The following is a 23,843-nucleotide window of genomic DNA, read 5'->3' on the forward strand; positions in this document are numbered from 1 at the left end:
CCCAGGTCGCGGATCTGGTCATCCGGCCTCACAATGACGACGCGCTGAAAGCCTTCTTCACCGAGTTTGAGTTCAACGCGCTGGGCCGCCGCCTTTTCGGCGATGACTTCAAGGCTGGTCGAGGCCGCAAAGCGGAACAACAGACGGCCAGCCAGGCATCCGAGGCTCCGCCTGTGGCTGAAGACCTCTTCACGGCCCCCGTCGCGGCAAAACTCACAACCATCGCCGACACCCCTCACGTCTATCACCTCGTGCAGAGCGCCGAGGAGCGCCGGAACCTTATCGGCGAGCTTGGCAAGCTGAAATCCTTCTGCTTCGATTTGGAAACGACTGGGCTTGATCCGCGTGACACGCAGATCGTTGGCATCGCGCTCTCATGGCAGGCCCATGAGGGCTGGTTCGTTCACTTTCCACGGGAGAAGGCCGCCGCGAAGTCGGTGCTCGAAGAATTCCGAGACGTGTTCACCCGCGACGGCATCGAAAAGATCGGCCACAACCTCAAATTCGACCTCAGCGTGCTTCTCGCGCATGGCGTCGAGGTCGCAGGCCCTTACTTCGACACCATGATCGCGCACGCTCTGATCGAGCCTGAGCAGCGCCATGGCATGGACTTCCTCTCGGAGACCTACCTCCACTACACGCCGGTGCCGATTACCAGCCTCATTGGCACCGAAAAGGACGATCTGTTCAGCCAGGCCACCATGGCTGACGTTGCCGCCGAGGACGCCCGGAAGGTCGCCGACTACGCCGCCGAGGATGCTGATGTGACGTGGCAGCTCGCCACAAAGCTGCGCCCCGAACTGGCGCCTCACGGCCAGACGCGTGTGTTTAACACCGTCGAGTCACCGCTGCTTCCCGTGCTCACGAAGATGGAGAACTTCGGTGTGAAGATCGATGTGCAGGCGCTGCGCGAATATGGCATCGAACTGGAAAAGAAGGCGCAGGAGCTGCAGAAGCGTATCCACGAGGTCGCGGGCGGCCCCTTTAACCTCAACAGCCCGAAGCAGATGGGCGAGGTGCTGTTTGACCGCCTTAAGCTCCTCGACAAGCCGAAGAAGACCGCCACCGGCCAGTATCAGACAAACGAGCAGGTGCTCCAATCGCTCACCGGTCTTCATCCCATCGTGCAGGACATCCTCGACTACCGCGAGGTCACCAAGCTCAACAACACCTACGTTGAAGCGTTGCCGCATGCCGTTTCAAAAGTCACCGGTCGTGTCCACACCACGTTCCATCAGCTTATGGCCGCAACGGGTCGCATGGCTTCCAGCGATCCGAACCTGCAAAACATTCCCATCCGCTCCGACCTCGGTCGTGAGATCCGCAAGGCCTTCGTCCCCGGCTTCGACGACTGGGTGTTGATGAGCGCCGACTACTCGCAGATCGAACTCCGTGTCATGGCCGCCCTGAGCGGCGACAAGGCCATGATCGAGGCTTTCGCGCAGGGCATCGACATTCATCAGGCCACTGCGGCGCGCGTTTATGGCGTCGAACTCGACGGCGTGCTCCCCGAAATGCGCCGCACCGCCAAGATGGTCAACTTCGGCATCATCTACGGCATTTCCGCCTTCGGCTTGAGCCAGCGACTCGGCATTCCGCGCGGCGAGGCCGCCACAATCATCGAGAACTACTTCAAGCAGTTCCCCGGCATCAAACGCTTCATGGAAAAGATCGTCGAAGACGCCAAACAATGCGGCTACGTCGAAACTCTCACCGGCCGCCGTCGCAACATACGCGACCTCACCAGCGCCAACGCCACCGTCCGCGGCCAGGCCGAACGTGTCGCGATGAACACGCCGATCCAGGGCACCGCCGCCGACATGATCAAGCTCGCCATGATCCACGTCGACGCCGCGCTGACCAAAGCCGGTCTCAAGACGCGCATGCTGCTGCAGGTGCACGACGAACTCCTCTTCGAGATGCCCGAAAGCGAGGTCGAGCAGGCCCGTGCGATCATTCTCGATGCGATGAAGAATGCGCTCCCCTTAGAAGGCGTCCCGGTCGAAGTCGAGGCAGGCACCGGCACGAACTGGCTGCAGGCGCATTGATCTTCTCCTGCGCTGCATTACATCGCAGGCCGCGCAGTCATTGCCCCTCCGGCAAAATCAAGTGTCAGCCGCGCACCCAGATTGGACGCATGTTTCAGCAGTGCCGCCATGGCAGCAAGGATGCCCACATACTCATAGATTTCCTCGGCCACGGCGCACAGCTCGAATCGGAGCGAGTAAAACTTCAACCCATCATATTTCAAACCACCTGCGACATACTCAAGTTTCGAACTCAGGACTTCGAGACCCACGGCTCCCATCAAATACGCAACCGATGCCACAATGAGTCCGCGTTTGAGCCAGCTTGGCAACCGCCAGATAAATGGAAGGTAGATCACTCCCAAAACAACGCATACGATGACGGCAGGCAAGACCCAAGCATTCATCATGTAACCACCTTCGAGTCCCAACATCTCGCTCAAACGGCGGGAAGGCATGTTGTGGATGCTGGCCACCTCGTCCATGCCCATCAAGAACAGGATCAGGGAAATGCCACGCCAACCGGTCTTTTGCGCCGGGATGTCATAATTGCTGATGGCGAAAGCAATGACTGCCAGGATCTCCAACAACATTGAAGAATACCAAGTGGGGATATTGGCTTCGGCATCCACGTCAATGAACACAAATCCAGGAAGGTTGGCGGTGCCTTCCTTCAAAAATAAATGCGCGAGCGCTGTGAGCACCAAAAAAACCGCAGCAACGTAGCTCGCTCTTCGAACGATGCTGTCGGACAGCTTGGTTCTTGGTGACGACTGCTCATCCACGCTATCCGGCGGTCGTGTTGCCGAGATTTCGAGCGCATTTCCGGAGGCAATGGAGTCTATTGTTGTCTTCATATTGTAAACTCAATTATTACAATTGATAATATAATTCCCGTAACAACGTGTCAACACCATCTTTTACATTTTTTGGTGACCTAGGATCAGGCACAGCCTTTCAGTTGATTAACTTCACTCCCCGCTCTTCGGATCAAACGCATCGCGCAGGCCGTCGCCGAGGAAGTTGAGGGCGAGGAGGCTGGCGGACATGAGGAGCGCGGGAAAAACGAGGAGCCACCATTTGCTTTCGAGCGGGTTGATGACCTGCGCGCCGTCCTTCAGCAGCGAGCCCCAGCTTGCAGCAGGATCTTCGATGCCAAGACCGAGGAAGCTCAGGAAGGATTCGTCGAGAATGACGGCGGGAATCGTAAGCGTGAGGTAGGTGAGGATGACCGTGCTCAGGTTTGGCAGCAGATGACGGCGCAGCACGCCCCAGCTCCCCTGCCCCATCGCCTTGGACGCCGTGACGAAGGTCATCTCACGCAGCACGAGCACCTGCCCGCGCACGATGCGCGCCATGGTGAGCCATTCAACGAGACCAAGCGAGACGATCATCACCAGCACCTTCGAGTAAGCCTTCAAACTGCTCATGTTCTCCGCGGTCCCGGACCAGTTGTTCTTTTGCGCCAGCAGGCGCCAGCCGTCGATCCATCCCTTCACGTAGTCATCAAGCGCGGCGATGAGGATCATGATGAAGAGAATGCGCGGCACGGATTGCAGCACCTCGACCGTGCGCATCATGAAGCCGTCCACCCGGCCGCCCGCATAGCCGCTGATCATGCCGTAGAGCGTGCCGATGACAAGACTGATCAGCGCGCCGACGAGGCCGACTCCGAGCGAGACGCGTGCGCCGGAAAGCAGACGGTAGAGCATGTCCTGACCGTTCACGTCCGTGCCCAGAACATGCAGAGTGTGGTCCTCCGCCGAATGCTGCAGCGGCGGCACAAACGAGGCGCTGCTGGTAATCTTCAACTCGTCAGGCAAGAGCATCGGCACCACGATGGCGATGACCGACAAGCCGGTGAGGAACCCAAGCGCAATGATTGCTGCGCGGTTGCGCTTCAGGATCTGCCAGCCGTCCGGCCGGGCGATTCGTGCTGGAGCGGCGGCATCAGGCATAAAGGCGGATGCGTTTGTCCAGCAGCGTGTAGATCACGTCCACGGCGAGATTGAAGAGCACAAGCAGGGCGCAATAAACGATGACGGCGCCGCAGAGAACGAACACGTCACGGTTCTGAATCGAGTTCACAAAGATCATGCCGGCGCCTGAAATGTTGAAGACGCTCTCGACGATCATCGAACCGGTGAGCAGATGCGCCGCCAGCGGTCCGAGGAAGGTGATCACGGGCAGGATCGCCACTTTGGCCGCGTGTCGGGCCACGGCTTGTGTTTCAGTGAGCCCTTTCGCGCGAGCGGTGCGCAGGAAGTCGCTCTTCAACACATCCAGCAGGCTGTTGCGCATCAAACGCGCGACATAGGCCACGTAGGGCGCGGCAAGACAGAGCGCCGGAAGAATCATCTGGGACACCGTTCCCCAGCCGCCCACGGGCAGCCAGCCGAGCCACAAGGCAAAGATGGCGATCAAAAACGGCCCGCTGATGAACGACGGGATCGAAATGCTCAGCAGCGCACCAAACATGGCGGTGCGATCAATCCACGAGTCCTTGCGCATGGCCGCCAGACTTCCGAACAACACTCCCGCTCCGCTTGCGATGACAAAAGCCAGTGCTCCCAGCACAAAGGAGTTGGGCAGCTTCTGCCGCAGCAGTTCCGACACGCGCCAGTCCCGGTATTTGGTGGACACGCCGAGGTCGAACTGGGCGATGGCCGAGACGTAGGCGGTGTACTGCGTCCATGTGGAGCCGTCGAGATGATAGCGGGCCAGCTTTGCCTTCATCACCTGGTCACTCACCACCTTGTCGGTGTCAAAAGGCCCGCCGGGGGTGATCCGCGCGAGCACAAAGGTGATCGAGATCACACAAAAGATCACGATCACGCTGCTGAAGACGCGGCGGAGGAGGAACGGAAGCATTACGGCAAATGTCGAATGCGATCAGGCCAGCCACCAGCAAAAACTGCCGCTGGGCACGGGCAGCACATCTTTCGCACCCCGAAGCTGCATCTCTCCGTGCTCAAGTTTGCCGCTTTTCTGGCCAAATTGCTGCAGCAGCAGATGATGCAGCGAGATTGGTGTGAGTTCCGGCGTGTGGCAGGACAGCAGCACGCCGAGCGGCTGGGAGGACATCAGTTTGCCGAGCAGGGAGAGCAGCGGCGGAAGGTCATTTTCGATTTTGAAAACCTCGCCTTTCGCTCCGCGGCCATAACTCGGCGGATCGAGGATCAGCAGGTCGTACTGCCGCTCACGCCGCAGTTCGCGTTCGAGAAACTTCGTCACATCGTCCACGATCCAGCGTACCGGCTTCTCTTCGAGGCCGTTCAACGCCGCGTTCTTGCGCGCCCAATCGACCATGCCTTTCGAGGCATCGACATGGCAGACCTCCGCACCCGCGTGTGCAGCGGCCAGCGTGCTCCCGCCGGAGTAGGCGAAGAGGTTCAAGACCCGCGCGGGTCGATTGTGGAGGTTTGCATACGCCGCACAGGTTTCACGAATGCGCCGCCATTGGTCCCGCTGCTCGGGAAAGATGCCGAGGTGTCCGAAGTCGGTCGAACTGAGCTGAAACTTCGTGCCATCGACCTCGATGGTCCACGTTTCGGGCAGTTTGTCCCGTCCACGCCACTGATTGCCGCCGTCGCGGAAAAAAGTGGCGGTGACTTTCTGCCAGTCGGCCTTGGGACGCGTCTGCCGCCAGACCGCCTGCGCGCAGGGCCGTGAGAGCACGACGCTGCCAAAGCGTTCCAGCTTCTGAAATGAGCCGCTGTCGAGGAGTTCGTAACCGTTGGGGTCGGACATGAGATTTGACCCCGCTCATGGCCTCAAATCCGCCCTGAATCAACGGGCTTTAAACCTGCTCCGGTTGCCGACGATCAATCCGCTTCCGGTCTTGGGTCGCGCGAAAGCAGCGCTCGCATGCCGTCTTTGGCGGCCTTGCCCTCATAGAGAATGGCATGGATCTCATCAAGCAGCGGGGTGCGCACGCTTCGTTCTTTGGCGGCGCGATGCAGACTGGCGGTGTTGGGAACACCTTCGGCAACCATGCGTGTGCTCGCCACGATGTCATCGAGCGCCCTCCCTTGGCCGAGCATGACGCCGACACGGTGATTACGGCTGTGCTCGGAGTAACAGGTGGCCATCAGGTCGCCCACGCCACTGAGGCCGTAGCAGGTTTCGATCCTGCCGCCTTCAGCGACACCGAGGCGCACCATTTCAGCGAGCGCACGCGTCACCAGCGCCGCGATGGCGTTGTCGCCCAGCTTCAAGCCCAGCGCCATGCCGGCGGCGATGGCATAGGGGTTCTTCATCGCTCCGGCCCACTCGGCGCCGATGATGTCGTCAGTGGTGTAGGAACGGAAAAACGGCAGGGTAAAACACGACTGCACAGCCTTGGCGATGTCATCGTCCGCACAGGCCACGACGGCGGCGGTGGCGAGCTTGCTGGCAACCTCCTCGGCATGATTCGGACCGGTGAGCACCGCAAGCGGGATGCCCGGAAGCGATTCGCCGATCATTTCACTCATGCGACGGCCGGTTTCGAGTTCGATGCCTTTCGCGCAGGAGACCAGCACCCGGGCGCTGGAAGCTGCGTTGCTTTTTGCCACGAGTTCCGCCGTGCTGCGCATCGCCTTCGAAGGAACCACGAACACGAGCATGTCTGCCGGCTTCAATGCCGCAAGGTCGGACGTGACCTCAATGTTGTCAGGCAGCACTAGGTCAGGCAGGTAGCGCCCGTTGCGACGGGTGTCGCGAATCTGGGACATCAATTCGGGATCGCGGCCCCAGAACTGCACGTTCAAGCCCCGCAGCGACAGCACAAAGGCAATGGCGGTGCCCCAGCTTCCGGCACCAATGACTGTGGCGGACTGAATCATGACTGTGGCTTCTTTTTGGTGAACGCCTTGCTCTCCGTGCCCGCGATCAGGCGCTGAATGTTTGAGCGATGACGCACGAAGGCCAGGATCATCACGACAATGCCGAAACCGAGCATCACGAAATCCCAGCGTCCCTCACGATACATTTGAATCGCCATCGCCGAGGGCACACCGACCGCCGCAGCAAGCGAGCCAAGCGAAACATAGCGAAACGCGAAGAGAAAGGTGAGGAAGCCGATCCAGCCGCCAATCATTCCCGCCAAGGAGATGCCGGCCAGCACGCCGCAAGTCGTGGCGATGCCTTTGCCACCTTTGAATCCGAGCCAGAACGTGAACATGTGGCCGAGCACCGCCGCGAATCCGGTGAGCACCTTTCCGATGGTGACGACTTCGACATCCGTTCCGGTGTGCGCAATCCAGCCCGCAGCCAGCCATACAGGCAGCCAGCCTTTGAAAACATCGAGCATGAAAACGGGTATGCCGATTCCCTTCCCCAGCACGCGGATCGCATTCGTGGCACCGATGTTGCCGCTGCCGTGCTGGCGAATGTCAATGCCCTTCAACCGTCCCGCGAGGTAACCAAACGGCACGGAGCCGCAAAGGTAGCCGCAGGCGATGCTGAGGAGAGTGGCTGTGGTTGTGGTCATGGCAATACGCAGGCTCCTAGTAGCCGAAGGACAAGCGAGATGGCAAGCATTTCATCCCGGCTGCCGCATCCTGCCCCTATTTTGCCCCGTGCCTGTCTTTCAAATGCCGCACCGTTTCGTCCGCGGTGTCGGCCTGGATCATCACCAGATCCCCCGGCTTCGCGGATTCGAGCGCACGGTCAACGGCGTCGAGGTGGCCGAAGATCGACTCGACGCGTTTCGTCCGTGAAGCCCCCTGCAGCCCCGAGGCGAGCAGCTTCATTATCTCGCCGGATTCACGTCCCCGGACATAGTCGCCCTCATAGAGCCAGGCCTCGTCGAAGTCGCTGCCGAGCATGCGCCCCTGCTCGATGATGTCACTGTCCCGGCGATCACCCGCGGAGGTATAGACGACGATGCGGCGTTGATTGCTAAAATGCCGCAGGCCGTCAAGCAGAGCACGAAGCGCATCCACGTTGTGGCCGTAATCGACGATGACGGTAACACCGCTGAGGTCGAGGACATTGAAGCGCCCGGCATTGTGATCGAGGCCGGGGATGAACGTCCGCGCCCCCTGCCGGATGAGTTCGTCATCGATTTCCAAAGCCCATGCCGCGGCCACGGAAGCCAGCGTGTTTTCGATTTGAAAGCCGATCCTCCCGCCATGCGTGAGCGGAATCTCGGCCAGTGCCATGAAGGCTTGCTCACGCGACCCTTCAGCACGGATGATCCGTCCGTCGCGCACGAAAGCGGCCGTCCCATCCTGATTCCGATGCCGTGTGATCACCGCATTTTCACCGTCGAGGGCAAAGAAGATCGTCCGACGCGGGTAGGTGTCGGCCATTTTCACCACAAGCGGATCGGCGGCGTTTAGAACCGCCGTTCCGTTCGCCGACACGGCAGCGACGATGCACTGCTTTACCTCGGCGAGCTGCTCAGGCGCGTTGATTTCATTGATGCCCAGGTGGTCGCCGGCGCCGATGTTGGTGACGACGGCGACATCGCAGTGATCAAAGGCGAGCCCTTCGCGCAGGATTCCGCCACGAGCAGTTTCGAGCACGGCGGCGTCACACAATGGATAGGCGAGAATGCTTTTCGCGCTCTTCGGACCGCTGCAGTCACCGCAGTCGATCATGCGGCTGCCAACGAAGACGCCATCGGTACTGGTCATGCCGACGCACCAGCCATTCTGGCCAAGAAGGTGTGCGATGAAACGAGTGGTCGTTGTTTTGCCATTCACTCCCGTCACGGCCACGACCGGGATGCGTCCGTTGCAATGAGCTGGGAACATGGTGTCGATGACCGCCTTGCCAACGGGCCTCGGCTCGCCCTCCGAAGGATACAGATGCATGCGCAGCCCCGGACGGGCGTTCAGCTCGATGATGACACCGTTGCGCGGACTGAGCGGCTGCGTGATGTCAGGTGCGATCATGTCGATACCGCAGATGTCCAGGCCGACGGTTTGCGCGGCCTCGACCGCTGCAGCGCAAATGGTGGGATGCACTTCGGTCGTGCAATCCACCGCCGTGCCGCCGGTGCTGAGATTAGCATTGCGGCGGATCAGGATCATGCGGCCCTTCCCGGGAATCGAATCCGGAGTGACACCCTGCTCCGCCAGCACAGCCGTGGCGACCGCATCGATGCGGATCCGGCTCAGCGCGGCAGCGTGGTCAGCCGCGCGGCGTGGATCACGATTCTTTTCCGCGATCAGCTCGTGCACCGTTTGCACCCCGTCTCCGATCACGTGGGCGGGCTGGCGGCGCGAGGCGGCGACCAGTTCGCGACCGATCACCAGAACGCGGTAGTCCTCCCCTTCGGCAAACTGTTCGACAATGACGGAGTCGCTCTCCTCCTTCGCCGCCGCATAGGCGACATTGATCTGCTCGCGGGTGTAGAGATTGAGCGCGACGCCGCGGCCCTGATTGCCATCACGCGGCTTCACGACGACCGGCAGACCAATATCGTTGGCAGCCGCCCATGCGTCATCCGCCGACGTCACCGGCCTTCCTTGAGGAACTGGCAGACCGACCTCGTTCAACAGACGCCGGGTCAGGTCTTTGTCCTGAACGATGTCTTCGGCGATGGCGCTCGTCTGGCTGGTGGCTGCTGCGAGGATTCTTCTTTGTTTTGAGCCCCAGCCCAGTTGCACAAGACTGCCCTCAGTCAGGCGGCGCACAGGGATGGCGCGGACCTTTGCCGCGTCCACCATCGCCCGCGTGCTCGGCCCGAGACAGACGTCCTGGGCGAGTTCACGCAACAGGTTGATCTCTGCATTGACGTCCAGAGTCTGGCCCCACAAGGCAGAGTCGATCATCCGGCGTGCGAGTTGAAAGGCGGCCCGCGCCACGGTCTCGTCGTCAAACTGGATGATGATGCGCAGCACACCGGGTTGGGAGGTGTGCACTACTTTTCCGAAACTGACCTGCAAATCCGTGCGGCTCTGAAGATGCAGCGTGATGTGCTGGATCAGGCCGGCCAGCGTCTCCGGTGTCGGTGTGGTGTCCGCCTCGGCGAACTGTGCCTCCAAACCGGGAAGCCAGGAAAGCAGCCAGGATCGCCAGTTGCCCACGGGATTGGCGATCTCAGGAAATTCGACCCAGCATTCGAGGACGGTCTCCCGCGCCCAAAGGTTGGGCCCGCGTAAAGCGAGTGTTTTGCGGGCGACGGTCGATCGAAGGTCGCCGGATGGATCAGGGGGGGGCAAGCAGGGAGGTGGCGCGGAATAGTTCCCATCCCCGTTTCGGGTCAAGGAAAAGCTCGCCGGAAACGAGGGGATGTTGATGTTCTTACATCCCTGAAACCGGAAGGGCGCATGTTTGACAAGGGCGGCAACTGCCGGACTATCGGCAGCCAATTTCGGCCCCTGCTTGTCCCTTCCAGCCACCAGCGAGATTCATGAAGCCCTGATCCAGCGTGCCGAGACACACTTGGAAACAGGAGAGCGCATCGTTGCCCGGCTGGCGATCGATTTGGACGCCAGCCTGCACTTCCATGGTGGCCTGATCGTGCTCACCAATTCCCGGCTGCTGCACGTCGAGGCGACCTCATTTCACGCATGGCCGCTGGCCGAGGTGCAGGACCTGAAGCTGGAGGAAATGGGCGCCACGGCGGCGATTCATCTCGTTCAAAATGACTCGAGCACTTGGCACTGGCGGCTTACCTCGGGCCATCTTCGCGAGGTAGAGGCCTTTATCATTCGCTTCAAGGAACAGCGGGGCCTCGTGATCTCCGACGAGACTGGGGACGACGACGATGAAGAAATCTTCACGGCGGAAGAGTCCGCCGTTCCGCATTCACAGGGCCGGCCGCTCGTGCGGTTGTTTCGTTTTTCGAGCAAGTGGTACAAGCTTATGCTGCTGGGTTTTGTGCTCACGATCGCCAGCACTGCGACGAGCTTGATCAGCCCGTGGCTGACGATGTCGCTCGTTGATGACGTGCTGATCCCTCTGCAAAGCGCCACGCAGGAGGTGAAAGTCAGCCGCGTGTATCACTTCATGTTCATGCTCGGTGGCGCGGCGTTGCTCACATGGGTGCTGCAATGGGCCACGACTTACGTTATCTCGCGAGTGGCCGAGCATGTCACCAGCCACATGCGCCGGATGACGTTCGAGCACCTGCAGAAGCTCTCGCTGACCTATTTTGGCAAGAAGCGCACGGGTGACCTCATCTCACGCATCGGGTCTGACACGGACAACATCTCACTCTTCATCTCGGTCGATTTCATCGACTTCGCCTGCGACGTGATGACCATCCTGTTCACGGCGGTGATTCTCTTCACGATTCATCCGGTGCTCGCCCTCGCCGCGCTCGGACCGCTGCCCATCGTGGGCTGGCTGGTTCAATGGGTGCGCAGCCGTCTGCGCGGCGGTTTTGCCGCAGCAAGCCGCGCCTGGAGCGCCATGAACAGCGTGCTGTCGGACACGATTCCCGGCGTGCGGGTGGTGAAAGCCTTCGCCCAAGAGCAGCGCGAGATCGAGCGCTTCCGCGAGCAGGATCAGCAGATCTTTGACACGAATGACCGAGTGAACCGCACCTGGTCCTTCTTCGATCCGACCATCACGTTGCTGACGGACATCGGCCTGCTCATCGTCTGGGGTGTCGGCGCATACAGTGTCGCGCACAACAGCACGAGCGTGGGTGTGCTGACCGGTTTCGTGCTCTATGTCGGTCGATTTTATGGCAAGCTCGACGCCATGAGCCGCTTCGTGGCCTCCGCACAGCGCGCCGCATCCAGCGCGCATCGCATCTTCGACATCCTCGACGTGAAGCCCGACATGCCAATCACCACCGGCATGCGAAAAGTCGGCCGCCTGAGCGGCAAGATCGAGTTTCGCGACATCAAGTTCCGCCACGGCTCGCGTCAGATCATCCGCGGCATCGATTTGAAAATCGAACCCGGCGAGATGATCGGACTCGTGGGACCCAGCGGCGCTGGAAAGACCACACTTGTCAATCTCGCCTGCCGTTTCTTCGATGTGAGCGAGGGCGCGGTGCTCGTGGACGGTCACGACCTGCGTGACATCGACGTCGTCGACTACCGCCGCAATTTGGGCCTCGTTTTGCAGGAGCCCTATCTCTTCTTCGGCACCATCGCGGAAAACATCGCCTACGGCAGACCGGAAGCGACACGGGCGGAGGTCATCGCTGCTGCGAAGGCCGCGCGAGCCCACGACTTCATCATGAAGCTCCCGGACGCTTACGATTCGATGGTCGGCGAACGAGGACAGCAGCTTTCTGGCGGTGAGCGGCAACGCATCAGCATCGCGCGAGCGCTGCTCGTCGATCCGGCGATCCTGATCCTCGATGAAGCCACGTCGTCGGTGGACACGGAAACCGAACTCGAGATTCAGGCCGCGCTCGAACACCTGATCAAAGGCCGCACCACGATCGCGATCGCGCACCGTCTCGGTACTTTGCGGCGGGCAAACCGCCTGGTCGTCATCGAAAACGGCGTCATCAGCGAAACAGGCACGCATGAAGAACTCATGAACAGCAGCGGCACCTACGCCCGGCTGCATCAGGCGATGGTGGAGGTGAATCAGGCATGAAACTCGTTCCTCACGGCTCCGAACTCGCCCTGATCGACGCCGATGGCGTCCGTCATGAGAAGGTGCGTCCGCTGCGGTTGTTTCCGCTCACCGAGCCGCATCACTGGGTTTCCATTCTCAGCGAAACAGGCCAGGAACTCGCCTGCATCGAAGATCCGGCGACGCTGGAGGCCGATCAGCGGCAGTTGCTCGATGCCGCGCTGGCCAAACGCCATTTCGTTCCGGTGATCCGACGCATTCTGGCGATCAAACGCGCACCGGACGGCCACGACTGGCTCGTGGACACCGATCGCGGCGCCACGACCTTTCGCATCGAGACCGATGAGAGCATTCACCCACTTGGGCGCGGCCGTCTTGTCATCTTCGACAAGCTCGGCACCCGCTACCTGATTCCAAAGATCACGGATCTCGACCGACAAAGCAGGCGCCGACTCGAGCGCTACTACTGATGCATCGCCTGCTCTCCATCGACGTGTATCGCGGCATCGTCATGTTCCTCGTGGGCATGCGATTGATGGAACTCGACGAAGTCGCGCTGAAGTTCCCCGACAGCGCCATCTGGCAGTTCATCGGCTTTCACTCCGGACACGTGCCGTGGGTGGGATGCTCGCTCAACGACCTGATCAATCCGTCCTTCACGTTCCTCACCGGCACGTCGCTGGTCTTGTCCATTTCGTCGCGCATCATGAAAGGCCAGTCGAAGGTTGCCATGACGCTGCATGCACTTTGGCGCTCGGTGGCCCTCATCTTTCTCGGCATCTTCATTCGCAGTCTCGGTCGTGACACGACGAACTGGACCTTCGACGAAACGCTCACTCAGATGGGCCTCGGCTACATGGTGGTGTTCGCCCTGGCCTTCTGCGGCACCAAAACGCGCTTGTTCTGGTGTGGCGCGTTTCTAGTCGCCCACTGGCTCATCTTCGCGCTGCATCCCGTTTTGCCACCTCATGCCGATCCGGACGCCTTCAACGTGCCGGAGGGCTGGAACCACGATGTCGGCGGCTTCTTTGCCCACTGGAATCACAACCGCAATGCGGGCTGGTCTTTCGACCTGTGGCTGCTCAACGAATTTCCGCGCGTCAGACCCTATGTTGGTTATTTGGGCGGCTACACGACGCTGAACGTGCTTTCGACGATCCCGACGATGATTCTCGGTCTGATGGCCGGCACTTGGCTCAAACAAACAACGCAGCCCACCCGCCGTCTGGTCATCGCAGGCACGTCCTTGATTGCCATCAGTCTGGGAATCCACTTCGGAGGCATCTGCCCCATCATCAAACACCTGTGGACGCCGTCATGGGCGCTGTTCAGCGGCGGATGTGTCTTCCTGACCTTGGCGACGCTGCACTACCTCGTGGACATGCGTCAATGGCGAAGCTGGACCTTTCCCTTTGTGGTGATGGGCATGAACTCGCTTACGTTTTATCTCATGCGGCACACGTTAGAAGTCCCGCTCGCCAAAGGACTCAAGCAGCACCTCGGAAAAGGTGTCTTCCAGATTCTCGGCCGTCCCATGCAGCCCGTGCTCATCGGTGCATGCAGTCTGACGATCCTTTGGCTCATTGTGTTCTGGATGCATCGCCGGAAGCTCTATTTGAAGCTGTAATGAGCTCGGCGTTCCATCGCATGCCACTCATCGATGCTCTGCGGGCACTCGCAGCGTTGTCGGTGTTGCTGACGCACTTTGTCTCCTATTTTCCGATGTCGGACACGGTTTGGGATGTCTTTCCAGCCACCTTCGAATGGATTTGCGACCATGGCGGCATGGCGGTTCAGGTGTTTCTGGTCATCGGTGGCTTCCTTGCCACGCGAGCGATGTCGCCTCAAGGCCAGGCGCTGCGCGTGTCGCCGCTGCCGTTGATCTGGAAGCGCTACGTCCGTCTTGTGGTGCCTTACATGGCTGCTGTCACCCTGTCTGTGCTGGCGGTTTGGGTTGTCGATCCGGTGCTGGACCATGAAGCCATTCCTGCACGCGCGACATTCACGCAATGGCTGGCGCACCTCTTCCTGCTGCAAAATGTCATGGGTTTTGAATCCCTCTCGGCGGGCGTGTGGTATGTCGCCATCGACTTTCAACTCTTCTCTGGGATTGCGCTTCTTCTTTGGATCGGGCGCGTCCGTTTTGCGGCGCCGATCCTCGTGCTGACGCTCGCCGCGGCTTCGATGTTCTGGTTCAATCGGGATGACGACTGGGACAACTGGGCGCTCTACTTCTTCGGGTCTTATGGCCTCGGCGCGGCAGCTTGGTGGGCTTCGAATCGCGAACAACGACCCATCTGGATCGCCGTCATTGCCTTGGTGACCACAACCGCGTTGTTCGTCGAGTTTCGCGAACGCCTGTCCATCGCACTCGTGGTCTGCCTGATGCTCGCGATCGGCCGCCGAGTCGGATTTCTTGAACGCTGGCCCGACTTTCGACCGCTGGCCTTTCTCGGCCGGATTTCCTACTCGCTCTTTTTGGTGCACTTCCCGGTCCTGCTGCTGGCCAATGGCCTGTATGCTGCGCTGGGACTGTCATCACCTCTTTCTGCGATGATTGGACTGCTGCTGGCATTCATCACCAGCATCGCGTTTGCAGCGTGGTTTCACCGCTGGTTCACGCCAAAGGCTCATCGAGTCCCTGGATGATGTCGCAGTGGGCGGCTGTCACAAACTTGGGCGTTTCACGCGTGGCATCCATGCAGCCACCACCGGCATACACGTCCAGCGGATCGCGCATGCGGTGCATTCGCTCGTAAACCTGCGCGCAGGCTTCCGGGTCGGCCAAAGTCTCCGCCACCAGCGCTTCGACCTTGGTTTCATCCATCTGCATTTCGCCCTGGGCATCGCGGAACGTCGAGTGCCGCCAGTGATAGATCTCGATGCACTTGCTGAGCACGGTGAACGGCGCGTCACGCTTCCAAAAGTTCGAAAACAAGCCGCCGCCAAGATACTCGACCCACGATCCCTCATAACCCGTGGCATCTTCGGAGGGTTCGTCCGGATTGCGAAACCACACACGATCTCCGGGCACGTAGTAGTGCATGGGCAGCGGTTCCTCCACCGTGCCGAGTTCATTCATGAAGACCTCGTGGAAGCGGCCCGACTGAATCGCTTTCCGTTCCCACTGCTTCTGCAGGCGCCGCAACAATTCGGGGTGACATTCACGCGCCTCTTCTGCAATCGAGAGCAGGATCACATACTCTGATGCCCGATAGCACGAGAAGGAATACAACTGACCGCCGGGCTCCGGTTGGCAGGCCTTGCGAAGCGATTCAATGAGCGAACTGCCCGGCACAAGCACGAAACCGGTGTCCTCCGAGTAACTCCACTCGCTCGGCCGCTCGATAGCGGAGGTGTGAAAGTTCAGGAGCGTGCGAGCAGCGTTGCGCGCAATGTTCCGGCGAATGTTCACGGACGACTGCAGTTCCTCAGCACTCGGAAAATCGAGCAGCACGGGGCTGTTCAGCAGTGTGAGCCAGATCTCGCGGAGGAGGTCGTCGTTGTTGTTCTGGCCGTCGAGTTTGAGTTTGGCGGCGAGGTCGATCGTGTCGAATTCCGGCATCAAATCCCGCATCTCAGCCGAAACGCCGAGATGAACGAATCCATCATCCGATTCGGTGACAACGATGTGCTCGTCGATCTCCAAACGCTTCCATTCAGCGCGCAGAAGCGGCATGTTTGAGCCTGTTGGGATGCGAATGAGCTGGTTCTGGAGATGCATGAGAAAACCCAAACGTGATGCCGCTGAGCATATTGCTCAATCGTCGCTGCGCAGTCCCTCCACGATCGCCGCATCTGCCACGCCACAGACCCAGGCGGTGGCGACCGCGGCGAGAACGCTTTCGAGATGAAACGCGAAATGCCCGGTGACCGGAAGCGAGACGTCGTCCAGCGCGCACAAGCGGCGCTCCGTTTCGCCTTCCGCCAGATGAATGACCTCGTCCTTCACCCACACCGCCCGTCCACCGCTCGAGCGATGGGCCGCCAGCGTGGCATTCCCAGGGTCGCGGGAGAAAAAGACCACGCTGCCTTTGCTATACTCCGCCATGCCCGCGACGAGCGGATCGTCGGCGTTCAGCACCGCTGTGCCGCCCGGAAGCACCACATCCACGACACAGCGTTTCACCTTGGTCATCTGTTCGAGCGTGTCGATGTAGCCGAGTCCGAGGTGCTCCGTGCCGACGTTGAGCACCACGCCGATCTGGCAGCGATCATAGCCGACGCCTTCGAGGATGATGGACTCCGCGCTCGTCTCGCAAATCGCAATCTCCGTCCACGGGTGCAGCAGCACGCCCTGAGTGCCGAAAAGCCGGTCTCCCTGCTTCGATTCGGCATGACGCTCGCCGAATTGCAGACCGTCGCTGTGGCTGACACCAAGAAACTTGCCGGTCGATTTGAGCAGGTGCGCCACCAGCTTCGTGGCCGTCGTTTTGCCGTGCGTGCCGGTGATTCCGATGACCGGGATGCGCCCGTCTTCGCCCTCTGGAAAGAGCATGTCGACGATCGCCTCACCCACGGGACGCCCCTGTCCCACAGCAGGCTTCAAATGGATATTCAGGCCCGGACTCGCATTAATCTCCACGAGTGCACCACCCTGCTCTTCCAGCGGCCGGCCAATGTCGCGACAAACCACGTCGATGCCGCAGATGTCGAGCCCCGCCGTCTTTGCGGCCACCACGACATGCTCGCGAATGCTCGGATGCACTTCGTCGGTCACATCGACCGATGGATTCGCAAAGCGCCACACCAGCACGCGTTCGCCCTCGCGGGGGATCGTGGTCAAATCATGGCCCTGCTTTTGCAAATCGACGATCATCGTCGGATCAATGTCATCGACGGTGTTGATGATGGACCAGGGCGTCTCGTCACGAGTGCCACGGCGCGGATCGCTGTTGAGTTGCGATTCGATCAAGTCACGCACGTTCATCTTGCCATTGCCGACCACGCACGCGGGCTCGCCACGGTTCGCCGCGATCATCTTGGAACCGACCACGAGCAGGCGATGGTCCACACCAGGAATGAAGCGCTCGACCATGACGCCGCTGCCTTCGTTGAGCGCCTGCTTGTAGGATTCGGTCACCTGCTCGCGCGTCGAGAGATCGATGAACACACCACGACCGTGGTTGCCGTCCGTCGGTTTCACCACCACAGGCAGTCCCACATCTCCAGCCGCCTCCCACGCGTCATCCGCATCCGTCACGACACGTCCTTGCGGCACCGGCACACCGGACTGCTTCAAAATGGTGCGCGTGAGATCCTTGTCCTGCGCGATGTATTCCGCGATCGCGCCCGTGCGATCCGTCTCCGCCGTCCAAATGCGGCGCTGCTTCACGCCCTGACCAAGCTGAATCAGGCTCCGGCCCTCCTGCAGCCGCCGCCAGGGAATGCCGCGCTCCTTGGCCGCATCCACGATCGCTTTCGTGCTCGGGCCGAGCGCGTTGTTGTCCACCACGTCCTGCAAACGCGTCACTTCGGAGGCAACGTCAAATTCTCCACCCGTGTAAGCCGCCAGCAGCAACTCCCGCGCCGTGCGCAGACACTCCTGCACCACAACTTCGTCGAGATAACGCACGATGACCTTGTAGAGGCCCTCCACGCAGGTTTCACGCGCCTTGCCGAAACCGAGCGGATGCCCCGCCATCGTCTGCAACTCGAGCGTCACGTGTTCCAGGATATGCGCCGGATAAGTGCCGCGATCCAGACGCTGAAAAAAGCCGCCGCGCTCGCCCACACTGCAACGATGCTCGATCATCCCGGGGAGCCATGATTTGAGACGCTCATTAAATCCGGGCACCTCGTCCGATCCCGTGTCCTTCAAGCTCCCCAGATCCACCCAGGCCTCCATGACGGGATAGTTCGCCCAGATGTTGGGTCCTCGCAGGAGGTGAATTTCGCGGATGTCGAGGTCTGGCATGCGGCCGCGATGTTACGTATCCGACGCACACAGGCAAGGACTCCCAGCAGGGATCGTCGACTGAAACGACGGTCAAAACAACGAACCGCCACACGCGCCCAAACATCGCGGACCACTTAAGTCTTGCCATCGACGCCAGAACGCATTCAATCGGCCCCATGTCGATTCCCCTCGAAGACTTTTTCAATGATGTCATCGCCAAGTCCATGCGCGGACTTGGCCTCAGCGATGCGGATCTCGCCGTCAAAGCCCACGTCAGCGAAGAGAACATCGCCGAGGCCAAAGCAGGCAAGGTGGATGACCGTGTGCTGCGCAAAATCGCCCCGCATCTTCAGCTCAGCGGCTATTCCCTCGCGGCCATGGCGCATAACGAGTGGCGGCCGCTGCTTGTCACGGTGCCCGGCCTGGAGCAGTTCAACACGACCTACCACGACATGACGGTGAACGCCTACCTGGTGTGGGATCCGGAGACAAAAAACGCCGTCGCATTCGACACCGGAGCGGACGCCTCGCCGATGATCGACTTCATTCAGGAGAAGCAGCTCAACCTCAGTCTCATTTTCCTTACCCATACCCATCCCGATCATATTCTCGATCTGGCCCGACTTTCCGCCGATGGCGCAGTCACCGCCTTTGTGCATGAGCAGGAACCCTGCGCTGGCGCCAGAACCTTCAAGCTTGGAGAAACCGATTCATGGGAGACTGGAGGACTTCGCATCGAACCCCGCAGCACGTGGGGCCACTCGAAGGGCGGCATCAGCTATGTCATCAGCGGCCTAAAACGTCCTGTTGTCATCGTTGGGGACGCCTTGTTCGCCTCCAGCATGGGCGGCGGCATGGTATCGTATGCCGACGCGCTCGCGACGAACCGCAAAGAAATCTTCACCCTGCCTAACAACACCGTGATCTGCCCTGGTCATGGCCCGATGACAACCGTTGGCGAAGAAAAGGCGCACAATCCGTTTTATCCAGAGTTTAAATAAGATCATCCAACCCAATCCCAATCATGTCTCAAACAGTTGCATTCGTCGGAGTCGGCAAAATGGGGGCCAACATGGCCCGCCGTCTCAAAGAAGTCGGCTACAGCGTCACCGCCGTGCTCGATGTCAACACACAGGCCGCCGCCGATCTGGCCGCCGAACTCGGCTGCAAAGCCTGCACCAAGCTCGCCGACGTCACCGCGGCTGCCGATGTAATTTTCACCGTCGTCACGAATGACGGAGCCATGCGCACAATCTTCTTTGGCGAAGATGACAACCTGCTGACCAACGCCGCCGACAAAATCTTCATCAACTGCGCCACGCTCTCTCCAGCGATTCATCGTGAAGTGTATGCCGCCGCAGAAAAGGCCGGCGCGCACAGCCTTGAAGCCTGCATGGCCTCCAGCATCAGTCACGCACGCGAAGGCAAGCTCTACCTCATGCTCGCCGGTGACGAAGCCATCTACAAGCAGGTGCAACCGATGATCGAACAGATGAGCGTGAACCGCCGGTTCATTGGCAGCGCCGGACGCGCGGCGGAGGTGAAAGCTCTTGTGAACATGGTGATGAACATCAATACCGCCGGCCTTGCTGAAGGTCTGGGGCTGGCTGAGGCGCTGGGTCATGATTTGAACATGATTCGCGAGGTCTTCAGCCAGACTGGAGCCAACTCCCGTGTGCTCGAAACCGACAGTGCCGACATGGTCGCCCGCGAGCACGACTGCTGGTTCTCCGCCGAGCATGCCGCCAAGGACAGCGGCATCGCCGCCGACGTGGCAAAGACCGTCGGTCTGAACCTGCCGCTCAACGACGCCACCAAAGCCCAATACGACAAGATGGTTTCGCTCGGACTCGGCAGCCTCGACAAGAGCGGCGTCGCGGAACTGACCTTCAAAGGACGGCACGCCTGACCCATTCGCGGTCAGAGCACCCTGAGTCGCCCCCATCATGCTGATTCCTCTCGAAGATCAATTCAATGACGTGCTCGCCAAGGCCCAGCGCGGTCTCATGCTCAGCGATTCCCGCCTTGCCGCCCAGTCGGGACTGACCGCCGACGAGATCGTGGGCGCACGTGCGGGAGATGCGGACTTCGGTCTGCTTCTCAAGCTGGCGCCAAATCTCAACCTGCATGGCCCCTCGCTTCTCACGATGGCACAGAACGCCTGGCGTCCGCTCGAAGTCAAACTGCCCGGACTTGCCCAGTTCAACACGCCATGGAACGACATGACGGTCAACGCCTACCTCGTGTGGGACGAGCAGACAAAAAACGCCGTGGCCTTCGACACGGGAGCCGATGCGACGCCGATGATCGAGTTCATCGAAAAGAACGGCCTCAACCTGAGCCTGATCTTCATCACCCACACTCATCCGGATCATATCATGGATCTGACAAAGCTGTCCGCCAACGGCGCCGTGGACACGTTCGTCAACGAAAGCGAATCCTGTGAGGGAGCGAAGACCTTCCGAATCGAGGACACCGAGTGCTGGGAAAGCGGCGGCCTGAGAATCGAGCCACGCAGCACGTGGGGGCATACCAAAGGAGGTGTCACGTATGTCGTCAGTGGTCTTGAGCGTCCCGTCGCCATGGTCGGTGATGCACTGTTCGCCTCCAGCATGGGCGGTGGCATGGTTTCGTATGCGAATGCACTCGCAACCAACCGCAAAGAGATATTGACCCTGCCCAATGACACCGTGATCTGCCCTGGCCACGGTCCGCTCACGACTGTAGGCGAAGAGAAGGCGCGCAATCCGTTTTATCCGGAGTTCAAGTGATCCGCCGGCCGCCTCACTGCGGTGTACCGCCGATCTTCAGCACTTCGAGCTTCTTGCCCACCTTGTGACGTTGAAGTTCACGTCCGCCGGTGGTGGCCTTGATGATGAGCAACTGTCCGATTCGGGCGGGTATCATCGCCTCGTCCCCTGACTGCATCGATCGCACAAACTGTTCGTTCTCCGCGCCGGGCGAGATGCCGAAGATTCGCACTGCACCGGTATGATTGTTCGTCACCACCACTTCCGCCGGGTCTCCTGTGTTGGGCGGAGGTCTGGCAGCCGTGGCCGAGGCGGGAAGCGGAGTTTTAACGGTCGGCATCGGGGCATCAGAGGGGGTGTTGGACGGCAACACTGGCATCACACGCGGACTATTCGTCTGCGCAGGCATCGCACGATTACCGACAGGCATCTTCACACGGAAGGGCTGTTCGACGATTTGCACAGGCGTGGCCGTCACTGGCAGACGCTTCGGATCTTTCGCGGCTCCGCAATCGAATCCATCGAGAATCATCTTCCGATGCTCTTCCAGATCCGGTTGGTGGTACGGTTTCACCATGCGGCAGGCATCCCCGAGCTGTTCGAGTTCGGGTGTGGTGAAACGGTCGGGATCGAACGGCCTCATCCGATCCGCTTCGAGTTTGTCAAACTCGCGCACCTTGGCCTCCCGTTGTCCCATTTTGGTCCGGTGGCTCGCGACTGCAGTACCGGCCTCGCGCTGGTACTGGTTCTGAAGATTCGCGGCCTTTGCCGCCAGTTGCGCGTCCTGATTCTGAAGAAACCCGATCTTCTGGCGGATCTGCCCGATCTCAATCTGGTGCTGCTGAATCTCCGCAAAGATCTGGGTCGCTTCGTTCGGATTCAGCGCAGCCTCCCGCTGATCCTCGGCCATGCAGTTGGTGATCTCCTGCAGGCGTGCGTTCAAAGGCTGAATTTGCACCCCAAGGAGCTGCCGCTGCTGCATGAAACCGGCGGCGTTGATGCGAAGCTGTTCCGAACTGGCAATCACGGCATCGAGTCGCTGCAATTCCGCATCGATGGCCGCGACGTCCTTTTGAATGGCATCCTGGCGTTGCTCCATTGCCGCGATGTCAGCGTTGCGCTTCTCGATGGCCTCCGTGAGCAGACGACCGCGCTCCTTCTCTTCCACGGCTTTCGCTTTGGCATATTCTTCAGCCACGTGATCACGCGCGTCCACCAGTGCGGTCCGAAGCTCGCCTTTGAGTCCGGACAAAAGTTCGCTCTCGAGGACGGCGGCTTCACCGGCGCCCACGAGATCCTGCCAGGGCCCTTTGGCCATGCCCAGAACGACACCGCAGATGTAGGCGGTCTCCTGCGCAGCATCACCGGCCGCACGCGTGGCATAGTGATTGGCCACCAGTGATCGTGTGCTGCGGACGGCCTGCTCCGGCTGATGCATGACGAGATTCATGTAAAGATACATCCCGCAGGCGAGATCCCAGACCTCGCTCTCCGTCTTCTTGCCGATGGCTGCGGCGAGGCTCTCCTGGGCTCCTTTGTAATCTTCCGCGCTGATCTGGGTGAGGGCGCGAACATAATTGACACCACAGTCACCCGAAGAGTCCGCTTTCAATGCCCGCTGGTAGGCACGCTCCGCAGCCGCTTTGGCCTGTGTTGACTTGCCCCAGCCGTCGCTTGCCATGGCACGCAGGTAGCCGTGCAGCAGCTCGTTGCAGGGCTGGAGCTCAAAGATGACATCGCCGTCCTTCTCGCACTTCACGGTCAGCGGACCGGTGAACGGCTCGCACTCCGGCGCGTCGATGGCGACGGTGTAGTCGCCTTCTCCGAGCAGCTTCGCGAGATATTCCCCCCTGACATCGGTCACGAAAGGCTGATTGAGCGGTATCGGCTGTTTGGACTTCGGCTGCAACACAAGCTTCGCATTGGCGACAGGAAGACGTGCGTCATTGGAACGGTCCTTGCCGCTGCTGATGCGTTTCACCACGAGGATGGCGAGATCGCACTTGTCGCGCCTCGGCGGCGGAGGCCCGAGCAGGAAATCCTGCACGTACTCGAGCGTGTCCGTGGGAACGGTGAAGCCGCGGCCTTTGTCCTCCGGTTCGACGCCTGCCGCTGTCACTCTGTATTGATAGTCACCGGGTGCCACGTCGCGGATGATGTAGTAGCCGGAATCTTGGGCCGTGGTGCTCGCGGTCAGCTTTCCGGCGGACAAAAGCTCCACCTTCGCACCGGGCAGCACCCCCGCCAGTTTCCCCTCGGCATCCAGACGAAAGACGCGACCATGCACGATCGGTTTGCGTGTCTCCACCACCACCGGAGGCGCAGGTGCCGGGCCGGGATCTTTTGCACCGTCCTTCCAAAGCAGAAAATCATGCACGTAATCGCGCCCGGCGTCCGTGACGCTGAATCCGCGCTTCTCATCCTCCGTCCTGTATCCAGCCGCAGTGACACGATAGCGGTAATCACCTGCGTCGAGGCCCGTCAGTTCATAGAGCCCGTCGCTGTTGCTCGTGGCACTCGAAATCGTGGCTCCACTTTCGTTTTGCAGTTCGACCTTCGCACCGGACACGATGGCGGCCAGGGCGCCGTTTTGATCCAATCCGAAGACACGGCCATGAATGATGCCTTCCCCTGCACGGAGCGCCGTGCCTGCCGCCAGGGTGAGAATGAGGAGGATCGTTTTCATGA

The 23,843-nt window shown here is 60.3% G+C and carries 18 protein-coding genes; 8 read left to right on the forward strand and 10 right to left on the reverse strand.

Translation table 11 applies throughout. The annotated features are described in order from the left end of the window. On the forward strand, positions 1 to 2,048 hold a 2,048-nt coding region (gene polA, locus KDL09_RS15090; protein WP_294386694.1), incomplete at its 5' end, for a DNA polymerase I. Positions 2,049 to 2,065: 17 nt separating this feature from the next. Here the strand turns inward: polA and KDL09_RS15095 are convergent. From KDL09_RS15095 to cphA (KDL09_RS15125), 7 genes are all read right to left on the reverse strand, one after another. Then, complete coding sequence (locus KDL09_RS15095) at positions 2,066 to 2,884, reverse strand: hypothetical protein (protein WP_294386695.1); 819 nt, start codon at positions 2,882 to 2,884, stop codon at positions 2,066 to 2,068. A gap of 114 nt (positions 2,885 to 2,998) precedes the next feature. Continuing rightward, entirely contained in the window at positions 2,999 to 3,985 is a 987-nt protein-coding gene (locus KDL09_RS15100) for an ABC transporter permease (RefSeq protein ID WP_294386698.1), read from the reverse strand. Next, positions 3,978 to 4,898: an ABC transporter permease gene (locus KDL09_RS15105; RefSeq protein WP_294386701.1), complete on the reverse strand. Its 921-nt coding sequence runs from the start codon at positions 4,896 to 4,898 to the stop codon at positions 3,978 to 3,980. The genes KDL09_RS15100 and KDL09_RS15105 overlap by 8 nt, the downstream gene beginning before the upstream one ends. Before the next feature lie 21 nt (positions 4,899 to 4,919). Further along, positions 4,920 to 5,777, reverse strand: coding sequence for a class I SAM-dependent methyltransferase (locus KDL09_RS15110; RefSeq protein ID WP_294386704.1), 858 nt, complete (start codon positions 5,775 to 5,777; stop codon positions 4,920 to 4,922). A gap of 74 nt (positions 5,778 to 5,851) precedes the next feature. Beyond that, positions 5,852 to 6,853, reverse strand: a complete 1,002-nt coding sequence (locus KDL09_RS15115; RefSeq protein ID WP_294386707.1) for an NAD(P)H-dependent glycerol-3-phosphate dehydrogenase — start codon at positions 6,851 to 6,853, stop codon at positions 5,852 to 5,854. Beyond that, positions 6,850 to 7,500, reverse strand: a complete 651-nt coding sequence (plsY, locus tag KDL09_RS15120; protein WP_294386710.1) for a glycerol-3-phosphate 1-O-acyltransferase PlsY — start codon at positions 7,498 to 7,500, stop codon at positions 6,850 to 6,852. The genes KDL09_RS15115 and plsY overlap by 4 nt, the downstream gene beginning before the upstream one ends. A 76-nt stretch (positions 7,501 to 7,576) precedes the next feature. Then, positions 7,577 to 10,183 (reverse strand): cyanophycin synthetase, encoded by a 2,607-nt coding sequence (cphA, locus tag KDL09_RS15125; protein ID WP_294386713.1) that lies wholly within the window; start codon positions 10,181 to 10,183, stop codon positions 7,577 to 7,579. A 163-nt stretch (positions 10,184 to 10,346) separates the two neighbouring features. Here cphA (KDL09_RS15125) and KDL09_RS15130 point away from each other — a divergent pair, with 163 nt between their 5' ends. The 4 genes from KDL09_RS15130 to KDL09_RS15145 are packed head-to-tail and all read left to right on the forward strand — an operon-like array spanning position 10,347 to position 15,155. Next, positions 10,347 to 12,527, forward strand: coding sequence for an ABC transporter ATP-binding protein (locus KDL09_RS15130; RefSeq protein WP_294386715.1), 2,181 nt, complete (start codon positions 10,347 to 10,349; stop codon positions 12,525 to 12,527). Beyond that, on the forward strand, positions 12,524 to 12,976 hold the full coding sequence (locus KDL09_RS15135) for a DUF1854 domain-containing protein (RefSeq protein WP_294386718.1): 453 nt from the start codon (positions 12,524 to 12,526) through the stop codon (positions 12,974 to 12,976). Before KDL09_RS15130 ends, KDL09_RS15135 begins: the two co-directional genes overlap by 4 nt. Continuing rightward, positions 12,976 to 14,133 carry a hypothetical protein gene (locus tag KDL09_RS15140; protein ID WP_294386720.1) on the forward strand — a complete coding sequence of 386 codons (1,158 nt, stop codon included), beginning with the start codon at positions 12,976 to 12,978 and terminating at the stop codon, positions 14,131 to 14,133. Before KDL09_RS15135 ends, KDL09_RS15140 begins: the two co-directional genes overlap by 1 nt. Before the next feature lie 20 nt (positions 14,134 to 14,153). Beyond that, on the forward strand, positions 14,154 to 15,155 hold the full coding sequence (locus tag KDL09_RS15145) for an acyltransferase (RefSeq protein WP_294386724.1): 1,002 nt from the start codon (positions 14,154 to 14,156) through the stop codon (positions 15,153 to 15,155). On the opposite strand, the gene KDL09_RS15150 is transcribed toward KDL09_RS15145, so the two are convergent. After that, the gene (locus KDL09_RS15150; protein ID WP_294386727.1) at positions 15,124 to 16,230 is read right to left on the reverse strand and encodes a hypothetical protein; all 1,107 of its coding nucleotides are present in this window, start codon (positions 16,228 to 16,230) and stop codon (positions 15,124 to 15,126) included. The two genes, KDL09_RS15145 and KDL09_RS15150, sit on opposite strands and share 32 nt — an antisense overlap. A 36-nt stretch (positions 16,231 to 16,266) precedes the next feature. Further along, positions 16,267 to 18,423, reverse strand: a complete 2,157-nt coding sequence (gene cphA, locus KDL09_RS15155) for a cyanophycin synthetase (protein WP_294386731.1) — start codon at positions 18,421 to 18,423, stop codon at positions 16,267 to 16,269. A 158-nt stretch (positions 18,424 to 18,581) separates the two neighbouring features. On the opposite strand from cphA (KDL09_RS15155), the gene KDL09_RS15160 reads away from it, so the two are divergent. Genes KDL09_RS15160 through KDL09_RS15170 form a run of 3 tightly spaced genes read left to right on the forward strand, consistent with a single transcriptional unit; the run spans position 18,582 to position 21,176 of the window. After that, positions 18,582 to 19,406, forward strand: a complete 825-nt coding sequence (locus tag KDL09_RS15160) for an MBL fold metallo-hydrolase (RefSeq protein WP_294386734.1) — start codon at positions 18,582 to 18,584, stop codon at positions 19,404 to 19,406. A gap of 23 nt (positions 19,407 to 19,429) precedes the next feature. Further along, a complete protein-coding gene (locus KDL09_RS15165; RefSeq protein ID WP_294386737.1) occupies positions 19,430 to 20,314 on the forward strand; it encodes an NAD(P)-dependent oxidoreductase in 885 nt (294 codons plus the stop codon). A 37-nt stretch (positions 20,315 to 20,351) separates the two neighbouring features. Further along, the gene (locus tag KDL09_RS15170) at positions 20,352 to 21,176 is read left to right on the forward strand and encodes an MBL fold metallo-hydrolase (RefSeq protein ID WP_294386742.1); all 825 of its coding nucleotides are present in this window, start codon (positions 20,352 to 20,354) and stop codon (positions 21,174 to 21,176) included. A 13-nt stretch (positions 21,177 to 21,189) separates the two neighbouring features. On the opposite strand, the gene KDL09_RS15175 is transcribed toward KDL09_RS15170, so the two are convergent. Then, positions 21,190 to 23,841, reverse strand: coding sequence for a carboxypeptidase regulatory-like domain-containing protein (locus KDL09_RS15175; protein ID WP_294386745.1), 2,652 nt, complete (start codon positions 23,839 to 23,841; stop codon positions 21,190 to 21,192). Positions 23,842 to 23,843 lie beyond the last annotated feature (2 nt).

Source organism: Prosthecobacter sp. (assembly GCF_020439865.1).
Classification (GTDB): Bacteria; Verrucomicrobiota; Verrucomicrobiia; order Verrucomicrobiales; family Verrucomicrobiaceae; genus Prosthecobacter.

Excerpts from the sequence above, each read along its gene's own strand:
- KDL09_RS15095 (WP_294386695.1), bottom strand. The coding sequence starts at position 2,884 with ATGAAGACAACAATAGACTCCATTGCCTCCGGAAATGCGCTCGAAATC.
- KDL09_RS15100 (WP_294386698.1), bottom strand. The coding sequence starts at position 3,985 with ATGCCTGATGCCGCCGCTCCAGCACGAATCGCCCGGCCGGACGGCTGG.
- KDL09_RS15105 (WP_294386701.1), bottom strand. The coding sequence starts at position 4,898 with ATGCTTCCGTTCCTCCTCCGCCGCGTCTTCAGCAGCGTGATCGTGATC.
- KDL09_RS15110 (WP_294386704.1), bottom strand. The coding sequence starts at position 5,777 with ATGTCCGACCCCAACGGTTACGAACTCCTCGACAGCGGCTCATTTCAG.
- KDL09_RS15115 (WP_294386707.1), bottom strand. The coding sequence starts at position 6,853 with ATGATTCAGTCCGCCACAGTCATTGGTGCCGGAAGCTGGGGCACCGCC.
- plsY (WP_294386710.1), bottom strand. The coding sequence starts at position 7,500 with ATGACCACAACCACAGCCACTCTCCTCAGCATCGCCTGCGGCTACCTT.
- KDL09_RS15135 (WP_294386718.1), top strand. The coding sequence starts at position 12,524 with ATGAAACTCGTTCCTCACGGCTCCGAACTCGCCCTGATCGACGCCGAT.
- KDL09_RS15140 (WP_294386720.1), top strand. The coding sequence starts at position 12,976 with ATGCATCGCCTGCTCTCCATCGACGTGTATCGCGGCATCGTCATGTTC.
- KDL09_RS15145 (WP_294386724.1), top strand. The coding sequence starts at position 14,154 with ATGCCACTCATCGATGCTCTGCGGGCACTCGCAGCGTTGTCGGTGTTG.
- KDL09_RS15150 (WP_294386727.1), bottom strand. The coding sequence starts at position 16,230 with ATGCATCTCCAGAACCAGCTCATTCGCATCCCAACAGGCTCAAACATG.
- cphA (WP_294386731.1), bottom strand. The coding sequence starts at position 18,423 with ATGCCAGACCTCGACATCCGCGAAATTCACCTCCTGCGAGGACCCAAC.
- KDL09_RS15160 (WP_294386734.1), top strand. The coding sequence starts at position 18,582 with ATGTCGATTCCCCTCGAAGACTTTTTCAATGATGTCATCGCCAAGTCC.
- KDL09_RS15165 (WP_294386737.1), top strand. The coding sequence starts at position 19,430 with ATGTCTCAAACAGTTGCATTCGTCGGAGTCGGCAAAATGGGGGCCAAC.
- KDL09_RS15170 (WP_294386742.1), top strand. The coding sequence starts at position 20,352 with ATGCTGATTCCTCTCGAAGATCAATTCAATGACGTGCTCGCCAAGGCC.
- KDL09_RS15175 (WP_294386745.1), bottom strand. The coding sequence starts at position 23,841 with ATGAAAACGATCCTCCTCATTCTCACCCTGGCGGCAGGCACGGCGCTC.